This window comes from Bacillus sp. RC240 (genome assembly GCF_044907945.1).
Taxonomy (GTDB): Bacteria; Bacillota; Bacilli; order Bacillales; family Bacillaceae_G; genus Bacillus_A; species Bacillus_A mycoides.
In genome coordinates this window covers 183,988-199,733 of sequence record NZ_JBIYCT010000001.1, presented here as the reverse complement: position 1 = coordinate 199,733, position 15,746 = coordinate 183,988, and the positions used below count along the sequence as shown (strand labels likewise).

The window sequence follows — 15,746 nt, the reverse complement described above, 5'->3', positions numbered from 1 at the left end:
GGAATTCCGCCTGTCTCAGCTTATTTGCTTTTCGGTGCTTCTGAAACCTTCGCCTTGCGACCCGGTGCGACATGTTTTCCGGCGCTCTTCCCTTCTAGAGCTACGGAGGCATTTTCTTTTAAGTAAAAATATATTTTCTACAAAATTAGTAAATTACCTTCATTTCACAGAACTTATTTTGTTCCTTTCATCAACTCCGCAATCTCTCTACTCCCCTCACTACCAACTTTCTCAAGTTTTTCAATAACTAAATTCCGCCTCTCCACAGAATGATTTTGACTTAACTTCGCCTTTCCTTCTATTTTATTTATCTTTACTTTGAACCCAACTATCCCTTTACTTAATCCTGCCATATAATTCGAATCTACTTCATTTAGCGAGTAGGTACTCTGTGGGTCTTCATATTTATGTACTAAATCTTGAAGAGAATTTAATAATTCCTGTTCATCCTCAACAACTTCTAACTCTCCATATACATGTACTGCAACATAGTTCCACGTTGGTACAGCTTTGTTTGTTTCATACCACGACGGCGATATGTAACTGTGTGGTCCTTGGAATATTGCTAATACTTCTTGATTCTCAATATCTTTCCACTGTTCATTCGGACGTGCGAAATGGCCATGTAAAGTTAGAGTCTCCCTATTTAATAACAACGGTAAGTGCGTTGCATATGGTTCCCCGTTATGTTGAGAAAATAAAGTTGCAAAGCTATTTTGTTCAATCATTTCGTACTTCGTCTCTTCATCTTTTATAGTGAAATGTTTTGGTATGTACATAAGCTCCCTCTTTTCTTATCTTCTTATTTCCCATTATATTTACGAGATTTATTATTTGGCAGGGGCAGATTGTAATTGTTTTATAAGGTCAGTTCATATAGTAAAACCTCTTCTTCAAAAATAATAGGTGGCATTATATGATTTCTGCCACCTTAGTCTATTTTCGTATTGATACAAACTCTTCTATTCAACGATCCTTCATAGCTTTTTCTAATACATATTCAATGAATTCCGTTTTACCTAAGCTATAACCTCTGAATATGCGTATCCTTAAAATCAGTTTCATACTTCAATCCATACCCAAGCATTCGATCCATTCCAATATGTGCTGTCCATATTAAACCAACCATTAAAATTGTATCCATCTTTACATAGACCCCTATTAAAACAAGTAATATTGATATGATATATGTGTGAAATAGATTATAAATTTGTGCACCAACACGTTTGTTAATAGCGTACGCCACCATTGCTAAATCAGGTGCAAAAAGTAATACGATAAATAATAACCAACTAAATCCACATAATGCATATATATAAATCGCAGCTAATAAGACGACCAATCCTTCAAAGTGTATAATTCGTTTCTCCAAAATTCATCATTCCTTATCTGTTAGCTTGAAAATTTTATTCGGATTTAAAATATTTTGCGGATCAAGAGCTTTCTTTATTTTCTCCATTACCAATAATGCCGCACCATGTTCTTCTTCTTGATACTTCTGCTTTCCTATTCCAACGCCATGCTCTCCTGTACAAGTTCCGCCACGCTTAAGAGCATACAGTACAATACTTTCATTTATTTCATCCGCTTTTTTCACTTCATCTTTATCATTTGGATCAATCATTAAGAGCACGTGAAAATTCCCGTCTCCTACATGGCCAAGAATACCACCAACAAGGCCCACCTTATCTAACGTCTCTTTCGCATTTTGAATCGCGCCAGCTAACTCTGAAATTGGCACACATACATCTGTACTCATTAGCTTTTTGCCAGGGTAACTATGAACGTAAGAATAAGCTAAGTTATGTCTTGCATCCCATAATTTATTTCTTGCCGCAGTTTCAGTTTCAAAAGCAACTTCTTTACATTTATGATCAAAAACAATTTCCTTCGTAAACTCGATATCTTGCGTTAGCCCTGCTTCATTTCCGTGAAACTCTAAAAACAGTGTTGGTTCTTCTCTGTAATTTGTTTCATTGTAATGATTTACTTGTTTCATAGATAATTCATCAACAAGTTCTATTCTCGCAATTGGAATACCAGCTTGTAGTATATTAATAACAGCTTCTACTGCATCATTTATAGTTGGAAACGATGCTCTCGCAGCCATAACATGTTCTGGTATGCCGTATACTTTTAATGTTAGCTCTGTAAAGCATCCAAGCGTACCCTCTGATCCTACGAAAATACCATTTAAATGATAACCTGATGATGACTTCGCCGCTAAATTGCCAGTATGTATCACTTGCCCATCAGCAAGCACCACTTCTAAATCACGAACTTGATCACGCATTACGCCATACTTAACCGCTGTCGTTCCGCTCGCATTCGTAGCAGCCATGCCTCCTAACGTTGCATCTGCACCTGGATCTACACTAAAAAACAAACCGTACTTTTTCAATTCTTTATTGAGCTGAGAACGAGTCACTCCTGGTTGTACTTTCACAAGAAAATCTTTCTCTCTTATTTCAAGTATTTTGTTCATTAATGAAAAATCAACTGTAATCCCCTTTTCATAAGGAATTATATGACCTTCTAAACTAGAACCTACTCCAAATGGAATGACAGGTTTTTTATGCTCACTCGCTACTTTCATTATTGCTCTAACCTCTTCCATCGTTTTTGGAAAAACAACTACATCAGGTAAACTACTAGTATGGTAAGATTCATCTTTACTATGTAACTCTCTTACTGTCTTATTAACCACTACTTGCTCTTCAGGAAGTACATCCTTTAATTCATTTACTAAACGTTCAATTGTTATTTCCATTACGTACTCTCCTTTTATATTATTTACGCCACATTAATTATACCATTTTTATACAAAATAATCAGAATAGTGAGATTCCTATAATTTTATATATAAAAAAGAACTTGCAGTATTCCCTACAAGTTCTTTTTTATAAAACTATATTTTAGACGATTTCTTCAACAGAATCATAAACCAAACTAAAGTAAATGCCATCATAGAATGAGAGAACCCTACAATATAAGTTAACCCTTTAAAGTCCGCTCCATTTAGTTGAAGAAGTCCTCTCGCTGCTAGCGAACCTAACATTAAAGTTAATGCGATATTATGTAAAATAAACCAGTTATTAAATCCTTTCACTTCATGAAACGCGAATACTTTCGCTAATCCTAAAGCAATTAAAAAGAAGAAAAAGCCAAGTACTAACGTATGCGTATGCAAAAGATTTAATAAAGTAGATCCTAAAATCCCTTTATATTTTCCATACTCCCTAGCAAATATTCCTGACAATAAACCGATAATCAAATAAGTAAACGATGCATTATATAATTTCTTCATTATGTACCTCCTTAAGTAGAATGTGTAGTGCGTCATATTTAGTAATAATGATACTTATACAATGACTCCTAGTTACCTAGGAGTCATTGTATAAGTATCTCACTCTTTACAATCAATTCTAATTATAAAATATCCTTTTATACAAAACAAACGAACTTTATGTGAACAAGCAGGGCTCTATTAAAATATGTTGCATTTTTGTATTTCGCAATCCATACTAATTGTTATAACTATTAAAGGTGGTGCAATAGATTGATAGTTCTTGAAACTGAAAGACTCACTCTTCGCTGGCTCGATGTAAAAGATGCTCCGTTTATTCTTGAATTAGTAAATGATCCTGCATGGATTCAATTTATTGGTGATAAAGGTATTAAAAACTTAAAAGATGCAAAAAAATACATCTTAAATGGACCCGTCGATATGTATAATAAAATGGGCTTTGGTCTTTACTTAGTTGAACAAAAAGAAAATCTCACACCAATTGGTATGTGCGGCCTTATTAAAAGAGATTCATTAGAAGATGTTGATATCGGCTTTGCCTTTTTAGAAAAATTCCGTTCGAAAGGATACGGCTATGAATCAGCTTCTGCTGTAATAGAATACGGTGTACAGAAGCTAAGAATGAAACGAATTGTAGCAATTACTTCTATAGATAATGCTGCTTCAGGTACGCTGTTAGAAAAAGTAGGATTGCGATTCGAAAAAATAATTTCAGACTCAGGAGAAGATCTAAAATTATTCGGGTATAACGCATAACAAAAAAGGATCACCATGAATGGCGACCCTTTTTTTCACTTCACTTCTACCGTATAATTCCCTGTTCCACCACCATACTGGTATACATGTAAATAGTACTTCCCTGGATACGTATAGTAACTACCTACTAATTTATTTCCTTGTTGCTGTGCATACGTAACATAATTATTTAAATCTGCTTCTGAATAAAGAACCCAGTTTACTCCGATATTATTTTCCTTCGTTACATTAATTTGAAGGTTTTTCGCAGTTTCTATATTTATTTCAAAGTAATCACTCGTATCACCGTTTCCTAAACTAGCACGTAAAACTTGATTTAACTGCAGTTTATTTGCCGTTTGGAATGAATTATTTGGCTCCTTTTCTACACTGTTATCTTCTTTCTTTTGAACCGTTACACTTGTTGTAGCAGTATTAGTTAATCCTTTATCGTCTGTTACTGTTAATTTCGCCGTATACGTTCCTTCTTTTGTATATACGTGAGTTGGATTTTGCTCATTACTTACCGCACCATCACCGAACTCCCAGTTATAAGAAGCAATTTTCCCATCTTCATCTTTTGATCCATCGCTTTTAAACGAGATTGCTTCATTCGTATGTCCGCTATACGGACCATTTATAACCGCGACCGGCGCTTTATTCACAGCACCTTCTTCTGTATTAATACCGTGGAACACAACATCATATTCAAATTGCCCTGATGCATTTACACGGTAATTCACGAAGTAAGCTGTTACTGTTTTATAGCCTGTCCATTCTTTTGCACTTAAACGTTTTAACGTATCATTAACGTTTTGCGTAATTGTTTTCCAGTCTTCATATTCTCCTTTTGCAGAAGTTCCTGTATATGTTCCTTGCAGTGTAAATGTATTAAAGAATTGTGATTTATTTTTCTTTACTGATACATTACTTAATTTTGCTTCCGCTGTAATTTCTGCGGCAATATCTGAAACTGGTTTCGGTGCATGAGTTGCTAAATAATCATCTGACACTAACGGAACATTATATTTCTCACGGTTGTCTACTAACATTTGCATATAGTCTTGATACTCTTTATTTAAATTCGCATCTTTACTTAAAGCAGAGCGATATGCATCATATGCTGTTACATCATTTTTCCTAATAAGATCATGAACTTTATCAAACATATCGTATCTCTTATTGTACATATACGATTGTAAAGCAAAGGAATAATTATAGAAATCCCACGTTCCATACTTTGCATTTAACGTTCGCTCTGCCGTATAACGTTCTGCTGGATTCGAAGATAGTCCTCCTATAATACTCTTTCTTGGAACGACGTTGTCCGTTCTCGTTGCACCTGCAAAAAACTCAGCATTCCCTTCTTCAAACCAAGATAATCTCTCATTCTCATACATCTTACCTTGCCCCCAAAGTCCTGGCACTTCATATCTACCTTGTAAATAATGCGTGAACTCATGTCGGAACAATTCTTCTAAACTATAAATACTTTCTTGTGGCGTACGTTCATAAGTAAAGAACGTACCTGTTCCTTCTATATAAAGACCGCCGTTATTCGTTTCATATCCGTACAATTGACGGTTAAATTGGTATTCAGCTGGGCTATTATAAATAACCATCGTTAATACATCATCTGGATTTCCTTTTTCTAACGGTTGGTCACTTTCAACCGTACGATGGAATTGTGCCTTCACTTCTTTTGCTGCCCAATATAAACGTTTAACTTTCTCCTCAGTCACTTTATCTCCGGCTTTTAAAACAATTGCACCATCATCAAACGTATACGTTTTCGGCAAATACTTTTTCTTCCCATCTTCTCGTATTTGATCTAAATTAACAACGTTACCGTTTGCATCTTTCCCGCCATAATTCGTCGTAATTTGCTCAGCTGCTACGAAATATTGCTCACCTAAATAAGGATAGATTTTCATCGCATCTGTTACAACTTGTAATCCTTTCGTCCCTGTACTATGGAATGTGCCGAGTCTCCCTGTATAATAAATGCCATTATTAATAAGCCATCCGTTTTTCTCTGTAATCGTTCCCATTAACGCAAATCTACTTAACTCATTAATATAACTATCTATTTTTTGGTACCATACTGTATCTTTCGGTACTTTTCTCGTATCGTACAAATACGATTGAATATCATAATCGACACCTTGCATAATATCGTAAATCGCATTTCCAGCTGAAAGATTATCTACCAATGTAGAAAAATCATCATTATATTGCTTAAAAATCTTTGCAGCCGATGTTACCGTTTCCACATCACTCGAAGCATTTCCTATTAATTTTCCGTATGATGATACAACTCTATTTTGTTCCAATGTACCGAGCTTGAAATTTGGATTGTTCGCAATCGTTTTTAACGCCGGCAAGCACTTGTCATGATAGCTCCGCTCATTAAGTTTACTTAATTCTGCATTATAAAAACCTAAATAAAATCCAGAGCGCAATACCTCTACTAATGTCTCAACCCCTTTTGAATCATCCTTCGTATAAGCTTGTCCTTGCTGCTTCAATTTATCAATAATTGCCTGCATCCTACTATCATTTTGATAGAATGCAAGACTGTCCTTATTAAACTGAAATAGCCCCGTAATTTGCTCCCAATCGATTGTTACAAGTAAATCTACTAATTGTTGATTGCTTAATTGATTTAATTCAGCAATTGTATAAGTTTTCGCTACAGCTAATTGCTTACTTTCCTTTTTTACTTCCGGTGGTCTTTGCGATAAATCAGCAAATTGTAGCCTTTTCTCAAAAGACTTGCTTTCTAATACTTTCGATGAATGAGCTAATTCTTCCACGGGCAGTTGTACACCAACCGGCTCCATTTTTAGCACATTTCGATATGAAACTTGCTCTCCCTTAGTATCTTCCGCCAATATGCTTCCTTGAAAACTCCCTAACATTAAACTAGCAAAACTTACCCCTACTAAAACTTTTTTTGAATAGCCTTTCATGCTCTCCCCTACCTTACATTTTTTAGTGTCCCGCTCCATTATTTTACTATTCTGACTATTTATTCTGTATTGAGAAAAAAGAAGGGAACGTTCACACATGTATCCATCCAAAGTGAAATTAACACTTGACTTCACATGTGATTTATGTCAAAAAAGGATAGATAATAGCGAAATTCCTGCTACATTTATCCTCTATTTCAACACTATGATTTTAACTTTATAAACGTAATTTCCGGTAATGCTTGTATATGCTGAATAAATGCATTCTTTTCTTCTGACGATATATTTTTCAATTGCATTCCTACCTTATAAACTATTTCTGTATCTTGCTGTAAAGCTTCCACTTCATATGAAAGTATTGGAATACCTTTCACTCGTAGCGTCTCTACTATTTGTTGTACCGCTTCGTGTTTATTTATACACATTTGCACTGTTATATTTTGCGGAAATAAAAATTGCACCTTAAAAATACGGCTTACAATCTCTAAACCAATCAAAACGAGAATCATCGCTCCAATCCCTACAACATACATACCTGCTCCAATTGCTAACCCTATTCCTGCTGTAGCCCATAAACCAGCCGCTGTCGTTAATCCTTTCACTGCCTGCTTTTGAATAATGATTGTACCTGCACCTAAAAATCCAACTCCACTAACAACTTGCGCTGCAATCCGGCTCGGATCAAGAGCCATATGTTCTTCAAACACAATATCCGAAAAAGCATATTTCGAAACGACCATTATTAAAGCACTCCCTACGGCTACTAGGAAATGTGTTTTTAATCCAGCTTCTTTTGAGCGAATTTCCCTTTCAATACCGATTATCGCCCCTAACAAACCAGCAACACCGATTCGTATAATAAAATCAATATGTAAGCTCACAAGCACTTCCCCCTTTTATTCATTATAGAGAGATAAAACAAAAATTATCACATGCATCTACCCATCGATATAAAAGCATTTTATTAAAATACATTTAATATCCCAGTGATTTTATGTTAATATTTTAAATATTAACATAAATAAAACATCCTACTTCTCATACAAAAAACCTTTAAAGTTCAACGTCTAACTTATTTTCAGTTAAAAATGGCATATGAGTTGCGTGAAATGAGGTTGAGAAAGTCAGGAAACGCTTTCATTTCATATCATAATTTTTGTGAAAAAAACATAAATAAAAGGAGCTTACTAACAATGAACATCTCTTTACTTACACCTACTACCGATTTACAAGAAGAATACTTAGATTTTTATAACGAATGGAAAGATAGCGGTGAAGCGATGATTCCATGGGTTATTTCAAAAAATCCTTCTAATTTCACGACAATGATTCAAGAATTACACGACGCACATAACGGAATAAATATTCCTGAAACTTGGGTACCAGATTCTACTTATTGGCTCGTGACAGATGAAAATAAAATTGTAGGAGTTGTTAATATACGTCATAGTTTAACTGATCATCTATTTAATGCTGGAGGCCATATCGGTTATGGTATTCGCCCTTCTGAAAGAAGAAAAGGTTATGCTACAAAGTTACTAGAGTTATCATTAGAAAAAACGAAAGAATTAAACATCACGAAAGCACTTGTCGTTTGTGACGAAGTGAATACGGCTTCTGAGAAAACGATTTTACATAACGGCGGTCTCCGGGATGAAGATTACACTGAAGAAGATGGGAATGTTGTGAGAAGGTATTGGATTGAGCTCTAAATAATCAAAAACAAGCCAGAAAGTGATTAAACACTTTCTGGCTTGTTTTATCCCGCGTTAACGGGCAGTACAACTCCCAACTCAAAATTCAGCTGGAACAAAGAAGTTAGGTGGGAGATTAACTGCTCATAAACACCCGATTGGTGAAGGCTAATAATCAGTGGGGGATGAACAAAACCCCCACTAATTAAAGTTTCACTTTATACTGCTTCTATTTCAAACTGCACTGTAATACCACTTGGATCTACTACAGTAAATCCAAGTGTAGTTTCATTTATTTCATGTTGTTTTTCTATTAATCTTTCTTTCACTTCATCTAACGCTTCTTTATGCTGTAGTACTATCGTATACACTTTTAGTCCCGTTGCATGTGCTGGTGGATGTGGATTATTTACCCCGTTCCACGTATTTGCACCAATATGGTGATGATAGCCTCCTGCCGAAATGAATAAGCAATCATCTTCACGCTGTTGTACTTCAAAACCTACTGTATCTACATAAAACTCATGTGACTTCTCCACATCAGCTATTCGTAAATGTACGTGTCCAACCACCGTTTCGGCTGGTAAGCCATCAAACTCATAATCAACGAGCACTGCTAGTTCTTTTAAATCAAGTGGCGTACTTCCTCCTGGCCCTTCTCCCCACTGATCACGCGGACGGTCTGCATATATTTCGATACCATTACCCTCTAAGTCTTGTAAATAAAATGCCTCACTATACGTATGATCACTTGCGCTATTAAACCTTGAAATTGGTAAAATTTCATTTGAATATGTATAACGCCCTTCTTGCTCAGCCGGACTATCAATTACCTTTTTATTGCGGATAACACCAAATAGTGCCGAAGCAAAAGCTTCACGAGTCGGAACTAAAAAGGCAACGTGATATATACCCGTCGTACGCGGTTCTTGTAGCGCTGCATCTTCCAACTGCTCAAGAACAAGTAACGTATTCTTACCACCCTTTCCAGCTAAGTGTGCTTTGTTCTCCTCTTGTTTAATTACTTCTAATCCTACTACATTTTCATAGAAGGCAATTTGACGCTCTAGATCTTTTACTTTAAATGCAACATGACCAATACGTGTTTTCGGATGAATTTGTACCATGAATAACTTCCTCTCCAGTTCCCTTTAGTTTTTTATGTAAGTTGATAGGCAATAGGCCCATTCAACGAATACACCTTAATTTTGTTTTTTTGTAGCATCAACTTTTAGCCATTTTTTCGATATGTCACTTAATGTTCCATCTTGCTCTAATTCTTTTAACGCCTTATTTATATCTTCTAACTTTTCACTCTTTTTTGCAAATGGAAATGCAATCTCTCCCCATTCAAGTGGGCCAAATCCAACTTTGACATTATCTAGTTTCGCCTTTGTTATTGTTGTTTCCACTTGAACTTTATCATTATAATAAGCATCGACGCGTCCGAATCCTACTTCGTTCAATTCCGCCGTTGGGTCCTCTGAGTACGTTTTAATCGTAAAAGCATTATTTTTATTTAAAGCTTTTAACTCTTGCTCTCCTGCTGTACCAAGTCCAACACCTACAGTCTTTCCTTTTAGATCCTCTAGCGATTTAATTGTATTATTATTTTTCTTCACCGCAAAAACAGAACCTGAATACACATACGGAATCGAAAAGTCATATTTCTTTTTTCTTTCCGGAGAAACGGATAATTCATTTGCAATCGTATCAATACGACCAGAATCTAATAAACCGAATAATCCTTCAAAATCAGAAACATTCCATTCTACTTTATATCCAGCTTTTTTAGCAGCCGCTTCAATAATTTCAGCATCAAAACCTTTTACTTTCTCACCTTCTTTAAATATAAATGGGCTACGACCTGCAGAAGTCCCAACTTTCACTACTTTTTCATCTGTCTTTTTACTTGCTGCATTAGAACCACATGCAGACAAAGCTCCAACTGATAGTGTTAATGCTAATGTTAGTAATAATGACGATTTTCTCATAACTCTTCCTCCTAAATAACGAAATGATTTCCTTCTTCAGATGCATTTAATTGCCGTAAAAACTTTTTCGTACGTTCATTTTGTGGGTTTCGAAAAATCTCTTCTGGCGTTCCCTGCTCTACGATAATTCCATCAGCCATAAAAATAACGCGATCAGCCACCTCTTTTGCAAAATTCATTTCATGTGTAACAATAACCATCGTTATATGTTGTCTTGCCAAGTCTTTAATAACTTGCAATACCTCATTAACTAATTCTGGATCAAGTGCTGAAGTCGGTTCATCAAACAATAATACAGCTGGATTTAAAGCCATTGCCCTAGCAATCCCTACCCTTTGCTGTTGTCCACCTGATAACATTGCCGGATAAAAATCTTCTTTATCAGCTAAGCCTACTTGTTTTAATATTTCTCTCGCTATTCCATTTGCCTCTTCTTCACTTTTTTTCTGTACAACCGTTAATGCTGTTGTAATATTTTGCAATGCTGTTTTATTTTTAAATAAATTATAGTTTTGAAAAACCATAGCTGTTTTTTGACGTAATTTTATGATTTCTTTTTGATAAAGTTTCTTCGTATGAATCTCTAAATCTTCAATTCTAATACTGCCATCATCCGGTTGTTCTAATAAATTTAAACATCGTAGTAATGTCGATTTCCCTGAACCAGAAGGTCCAATAATTACTACCACTTCCCCTTTTTTTACAGTAAGTGAGATTCCTTTCAGCACTTCATTATGTTTGTAAGATTTATACAAATTTTTCAACTCAATCACATATATCACCTCATTTCTCTTATAAATACGGTGCATCAAGTTTCTTCTCCAACCTTTTCTGTCCCCAGCTGATTACGATTGTAATAATCCAATACACAATCGCTACCGCTAAATAGCTTTCCATATAACGATACGATTGTGCCGCCAGCATTTTCGCTTGTGCCAATATTTCAGCCACTCCAAGTGCAAAAGATAACGAAGATTCTTTTAACAATCCAACAAAATTATTTCCAAGTGACGGCACTGCTACACGAATAGCCTGCGGAAAGATAATTTGTCGCATCGCTTGTGCTTTTGTCATTCCAACTGATAAACAAGCATCCATTTGCCCTGATTCCACAGCATTTAATGAACCTCGAATGATTTCTGACAAATAAGCAGCATTATTTAAACTGAGGCCAATTAAAGTTGCTTGCATAGCTGTAAGTACTGTAAAAGCCGGAGATATTTGTGGCAATCCGAAATATAACACAAACAATTGAACTAATAACGGTGTCCCTCTAAAGAAAGAGATATACACCCTTGCAATTGGATATAAAAATTTCGTTTTGTTTTTTGTAATGATCGCCAAGCCAATCCCTATAAAGAAAGAAATAATCATGGAAACTACAGTAATCCCTAAAGTTATGTATACATACTTAAATAATTGCGGAAAACTTTCTAAAAAATACGCTACATCAAATTTCATTTTCTCCCCCCCTCTCTAAACAAAAAAACTCTTCTTACACATATAAGAAGAGTTGAATGTTAATCCATTTCCCCCCATCTTCCAAACGCCTCATACGTTTGCTGGAATTAGCACAGTGCTTTTTTAGCCTGTTGCTGAGATTTCACCGGGCCAGTCCCTCCATCTCTCTTGATAAGAAAACCAATAAATTTTTCCATTTATTTAGTTGTTATTATGAAGAATACAGTTAAAATTAAACAATGTCAATAGGAAAACTAAGAATTAAACTCAACCCTTGTTCAAACATACTAGTAATACATCAATTTACTATTCTTAATAAACTGTACACAAAAGCCATCTCCTCTGAAATTCAGAAGAGATGGCTTCAATTATAGAAACTATAAATATTTTACTTTATTATCCTTTAACTACATATTTATTTCATCTTATGTACTTCAGCAACTAACTTTCCGCCTTGAATGCCCATATAAAGCTTAACAGGAGCATCATTCGTATTTTCAAATACTAAGTCTAAATATGGATAAGCAATTGTAGCATCTCTTCCCTGAGGGACATAACCTACTGTTTTAGAATGTGTAGTTCTCTCTACCATTTTCAAACCAGCTTGATCTGCTGCATTGTATAGCGTTGATGATGTTTGACAAACGCCACCACCATAACCATCTACTAATTTACCATCTACAATTTCTTTACCTAATTGATATCCTTTATCTGGCGTTGTATCACCGATTAATGCATTGAAAGAGAAACTGTCTCCTTTTGCTAATACAACTCCATTTATGCTCGCTGCCGACAAACGAATATTCTCAATACGGCCACCTGCTGATCCACCTAAATTCGTTTCATATCTACCAATTACCGTGCCACTTCCTTGCGCATCACTTAATGTTGCGGTAGGCTTTTTCTCAACGATAGGTAACTGATATGAAGAATCCCACATACCAACGTTTAATAATTTATCTACTAATTCTTTTTCCATTAATTCAAAAGAAGGCTTTCCTTCTTGCCATGATCCATCAGGAGCTATACGTGAAGGAACCATCTTTTTGTCAACGCTTTTCCCAACTTCACCTGCAACCTTCGTTACCGATTTTTTGAATTTCGCCTCATCTTCAAAATAACCTAAGCTCGATAAGTCTATTTTTTTCACCTCAGTACCAGTACGCGCATCCACTAAGCTAATTGAATCCTGTACATCAGCCTTAGCCTCTACAACGTTCCCACCAAAATCACTTACTAATGCCACATCACTTACTTTTGTGCCACAACCACTTACTACAGCTACACATAGCACCCCTACTAATATACCCTTTATTTTTCGGAACAATATACTCTCTCCTTTTCCCCAACATTATTTCTTATGTATTATTTCATTTTTATGTATCTTTTGTTACAATCATTTTACAATATATTTAGAAAATGTTACAAGTTGTTTTTTACTCTATTAAAATTACTCTTTTCTTTTGTAAATGTCTATACATATTTATATAAATTTTCGAGTTTGATAAGATTGTAACTTTTATGTAACTTATCCCCATCCAGTATATACCATTTAACAGATAAAATACAAATGTAAAACCCTTTCATTTCACCTCTTTATTCACCTGCATGCTTTAGAAACCGTAATACCGATTTTTCATATGTGATCATTATTAAACAACTTAAACCGAGATTTTATAGGTAAAAACAATCATTCGCTTCAGTGTATATAGGTATTTGCCGTGCCACTACTCCGCTTTTGCACATACATTATGGTGAATTTAACCTATTATAAAGAAATGGAGGATTTTTTTATGTATCCCTACAACCCTTATGATTCATATAACCAATATGGTTACCAACCTCAGTATGATTTACAGGCACAATACCAACAATATATAGATCAAACAGAGCAAATTGATCCATATGATCCAAATCGCCAATTTCAACTTCCAATCTCTTTCCCTGGCACTGGAAACCGTCAATTAGAAAGACGAGTAAATGATCTCGAGCAAAGAGTACGTCAACTAGAAAACACAGTTGAGCGTCATACACGTAGATTAAATCGCTTAAATCAGCGTTTACGTACAGTAGAAAACAGGCTAAACATTCCATTTTCAGCATTAGAAGACGGATTTTAATTTCGAAAATAACAAATATATAAGGAAGGGACTCCCCCTTCCTTATATAAATTGACGAAAGTTTTTTCCATCTCTATACTGATAAGAGTTAATGAAATGAAACAAGGTGATAAATATGGATTTTGAAATAAATTTTCTTTCCTTTTATGTAGTACAAGTAGAAGGAAAAGGTGAAGCAGTTGATAAGCGCTATAAACATTTTCAAACATTAGACGCTGAAGAGTATGAAGATAGCTCTTTAAAAGAATTTTTGAATGGTGAATTATTAAAAATTTCAAAGCGAAAAGTAGAACGTCACGCAAAAACAGAACAAGCCCCAACGAAGATCGGTCGCTTTATTGTAGAAGAAGGGCATGAACTCGATTCAAACCCTCATTACAACTTATTTAATCGTATTCGCTTTGCAGAAACAAAAGAAAACTTCAAAGATATGAGCGAACCTCTCGTTTATACATACCTTGACACAAGCGCTGTACGTGGTGGTGTGTTTTTAATCGCTCAAGCAAAACTACGCAAATACTTTGATGATCCATTCGTATTCGTAATGAAATGTGACTTCGAACCAAAGGTTGCTTCCATTTCTGATGAATCAACACTTATTCGTAACGTTGAAATGGCCATCACAACAAAGAATATGAAATCTATTCAGTACCCATACATGCCTGAAGAAGGTATGGTGGAGCCTGGCGAACTAAAAATACACCAAGCATCACACGCCCGCTACTTTGAAGACTTCTTAAAATTCGTCGAATACGAACGCTCTATGCCTGAAATTATGAAAACACAAGTAATGGACATGGTATACGACCAAATTGAAGATGTATTTGAAGAAGGTACTGAAGAACGCGAACAATTCGACCAAGCGATGGAAGTATGGGCTGCCAGTCCGAAACGCGAAATTATGGAACAATTTTCAACCGAAGAAGTAATGGAAGCTACTGCTCAAATCGTCGAGCACGCCCCTGAAGTGGAATTAAAGCTAAAAGCAGATCATATCTCTGTGAAGGCTTTGCTTGCTGATTTCGGAGACCTAATACATATTGCAAAGGTAAACGACCGATATGTATTAATGATTGAGGCTGATACACTTACGTTTGAGAAAGGCTTCTCTCCAATTGAGTTTTTGAAGCCGGATGAATTACAAGACGTAATTGAGCGGATTGAGAATAAACAGCAGTATTCTTATGATCCGAATGGGATTGAATAAATGCTTCCATATACCTATTTTTACTGAGCTCTATTAACAAGCGCTCTTTTATTTGGGACATAGTTGACATTTATATTAAAAACCGATTCTACTAAGAATCGGTTTTTCTTCTTTATAACAAATATGCTTATTTTTAAAAAATATTTTTGCTCCAAGATGACATTTCTTGTAGAATCAAGCATATTTCCATGAGAGACATCTACTTCAATATTTCTAGTTGACCAAGTCCTTCTATAAGTTTTTGGTGTTTTTCCTT

General features: G+C 35.3%; 15 protein-coding genes and 1 riboswitch. Of the genes, 4 read left to right on the top strand and 11 right to left on the bottom strand.

Features of this window, described 5'->3' with window-relative positions; genetic code table 11:
* Positions 1-173 precede the first annotated feature (173 nt).
* The 4 genes from ABH955_RS00970 to ABH955_RS00955 all read right to left on the bottom strand — a co-directional run bounded on the left by ABH955_RS00970 (position 174) and on the right by ABH955_RS00955 (position 3,307).
* Positions 174-779, bottom strand: coding sequence for an FMN-binding negative transcriptional regulator (locus ABH955_RS00970; protein WP_113936044.1), 606 nt, complete (start codon positions 777-779; stop codon positions 174-176).
* Between the two features lie 245 nt (positions 780-1,024).
* Positions 1,025-1,372 (bottom strand): DUF4260 domain-containing protein, encoded by a 348-nt coding sequence (locus ABH955_RS00965; RefSeq protein ID WP_113936045.1) that lies wholly within the window; start codon positions 1,370-1,372, stop codon positions 1,025-1,027.
* Between the two features lie 6 nt (positions 1,373-1,378).
* Positions 1,379-2,770 carry an FAD-binding oxidoreductase gene (locus ABH955_RS00960; protein ID WP_113936046.1) on the bottom strand — a complete coding sequence of 464 codons (1,392 nt, stop codon included), beginning with the start codon at positions 2,768-2,770 and terminating at the stop codon, positions 1,379-1,381.
* A gap of 138 nt (positions 2,771-2,908) precedes the next feature.
* A complete protein-coding gene (locus tag ABH955_RS00955; RefSeq protein ID WP_002033617.1) occupies positions 2,909-3,307 on the bottom strand; it encodes a DUF2871 family protein in 399 nt (132 codons plus the stop codon).
* A gap of 252 nt (positions 3,308-3,559) precedes the next feature.
* Between ABH955_RS00955 and ABH955_RS00950 the strand changes: the two genes are divergently transcribed.
* Positions 3,560-4,063: a GNAT family N-acetyltransferase gene (locus tag ABH955_RS00950; protein ID WP_113936047.1), complete on the top strand. Its 504-nt coding sequence runs from the start codon at positions 3,560-3,562 to the stop codon at positions 4,061-4,063.
* A 35-nt stretch (positions 4,064-4,098) separates the two neighbouring features.
* Here the strand turns inward: ABH955_RS00950 and colA are convergent, their stop codons facing one another.
* Entirely contained in the window at positions 4,099-7,014 is a 2,916-nt protein-coding gene (gene colA, locus ABH955_RS00945) for a collagenase ColA (protein WP_113936048.1), read from the bottom strand.
* Between the two features lie 203 nt (positions 7,015-7,217).
* Positions 7,218-7,895 (bottom strand): MgtC/SapB family protein, encoded by a 678-nt coding sequence (locus tag ABH955_RS00940; protein WP_113936049.1) that lies wholly within the window; start codon positions 7,893-7,895, stop codon positions 7,218-7,220.
* Between the two features lie 312 nt (positions 7,896-8,207).
* Here ABH955_RS00940 and ABH955_RS00935 point away from each other — a divergent pair, with 312 nt between their 5' ends.
* Positions 8,208-8,726: a GNAT family N-acetyltransferase gene (locus tag ABH955_RS00935; protein WP_113936050.1), complete on the top strand. Its 519-nt coding sequence runs from the start codon at positions 8,208-8,210 to the stop codon at positions 8,724-8,726.
* Positions 8,727-8,926: 200 nt separating this feature from the next.
* Here ABH955_RS00935 and ABH955_RS00930 read toward each other — a convergent pair whose 3' ends face one another.
* The 5 genes from ABH955_RS00930 to ABH955_RS00910 all read right to left on the bottom strand — a co-directional run bounded on the left by ABH955_RS00930 (position 8,927) and on the right by ABH955_RS00910 (position 13,490).
* Positions 8,927-9,835 carry a VOC family protein gene (locus ABH955_RS00930; protein WP_404490804.1) on the bottom strand — a complete coding sequence of 303 codons (909 nt, stop codon included), beginning with the start codon at positions 9,833-9,835 and terminating at the stop codon, positions 8,927-8,929.
* Positions 9,836-9,910: 75 nt separating this feature from the next.
* The gene (locus tag ABH955_RS00925) at positions 9,911-10,702 is read right to left on the bottom strand and encodes an amino acid ABC transporter substrate-binding protein (protein WP_002066495.1); all 792 of its coding nucleotides are present in this window, start codon (positions 10,700-10,702) and stop codon (positions 9,911-9,913) included.
* Between the two features lie 11 nt (positions 10,703-10,713).
* Positions 10,714-11,475, bottom strand: a complete 762-nt coding sequence (locus ABH955_RS00920; RefSeq protein ID WP_033708422.1) for an amino acid ABC transporter ATP-binding protein — start codon at positions 11,473-11,475, stop codon at positions 10,714-10,716.
* A gap of 19 nt (positions 11,476-11,494) precedes the next feature.
* Positions 11,495-12,163, bottom strand: a complete 669-nt coding sequence (locus ABH955_RS00915; RefSeq protein ID WP_002066492.1) for an amino acid ABC transporter permease — start codon at positions 12,161-12,163, stop codon at positions 11,495-11,497.
* Positions 12,164-12,234: 71 nt separating this feature from the next.
* A riboswitch (SAM riboswitch) is annotated at positions 12,235-12,341 on the bottom strand.
* Between the two features lie 237 nt (positions 12,342-12,578).
* Positions 12,579-13,490 carry a VanW family protein gene (locus ABH955_RS00910; RefSeq protein WP_404456623.1) on the bottom strand — a complete coding sequence of 304 codons (912 nt, stop codon included), beginning with the start codon at positions 13,488-13,490 and terminating at the stop codon, positions 12,579-12,581.
* 466 nt (positions 13,491-13,956) lie between these two features.
* On the opposite strand from ABH955_RS00910, the gene ABH955_RS00905 reads away from it, so the two are divergent.
* Entirely contained in the window at positions 13,957-14,283 is a 327-nt protein-coding gene (locus tag ABH955_RS00905) for a hypothetical protein (RefSeq protein WP_404456621.1), read from the top strand.
* Positions 14,284-14,398: 115 nt separating this feature from the next.
* Positions 14,399-15,490, top strand: a complete 1,092-nt coding sequence (locus ABH955_RS00900) for a DUF3900 domain-containing protein (RefSeq protein ID WP_002014380.1) — start codon at positions 14,399-14,401, stop codon at positions 15,488-15,490.
* Positions 15,491-15,746: the final 256 nt, after the last annotated feature.

Bases quoted from the DNA above. Each gene is read 5' to 3' on its own strand.
- ABH955_RS00970 (WP_113936044.1), bottom strand. From the start codon at position 779: ATGTACATACCAAAACATTTCACTATAAAAGATGAAGAGACGAAGTAC.
- ABH955_RS00960 (WP_113936046.1), bottom strand. From the start codon at position 2,770: ATGGAAATAACAATTGAACGTTTAGTAAATGAATTAAAGGATGTACTT.
- ABH955_RS00955 (WP_002033617.1), bottom strand. From the start codon at position 3,307: ATGAAGAAATTATATAATGCATCGTTTACTTATTTGATTATCGGTTTA.
- colA (WP_113936048.1), bottom strand. From the start codon at position 7,014: ATGAAAGGCTATTCAAAAAAAGTTTTAGTAGGGGTAAGTTTTGCTAGT.
- ABH955_RS00935 (WP_113936050.1), top strand. From the start codon at position 8,208: ATGAACATCTCTTTACTTACACCTACTACCGATTTACAAGAAGAATAC.
- ABH955_RS00930 (WP_404490804.1), bottom strand. From the start codon at position 9,835: ATGGTACAAATTCATCCGAAAACACGTATTGGTCATGTTGCATTTAAA.
- ABH955_RS00925 (WP_002066495.1), bottom strand. From the start codon at position 10,702: ATGAGAAAATCGTCATTATTACTAACATTAGCATTAACACTATCAGTT.
- ABH955_RS00915 (WP_002066492.1), bottom strand. From the start codon at position 12,163: ATGAAATTTGATGTAGCGTATTTTTTAGAAAGTTTTCCGCAATTATTT.
- ABH955_RS00905 (WP_404456621.1), top strand. From the start codon at position 13,957: ATGTATCCCTACAACCCTTATGATTCATATAACCAATATGGTTACCAA.
- ABH955_RS00900 (WP_002014380.1), top strand. From the start codon at position 14,399: ATGGATTTTGAAATAAATTTTCTTTCCTTTTATGTAGTACAAGTAGAA.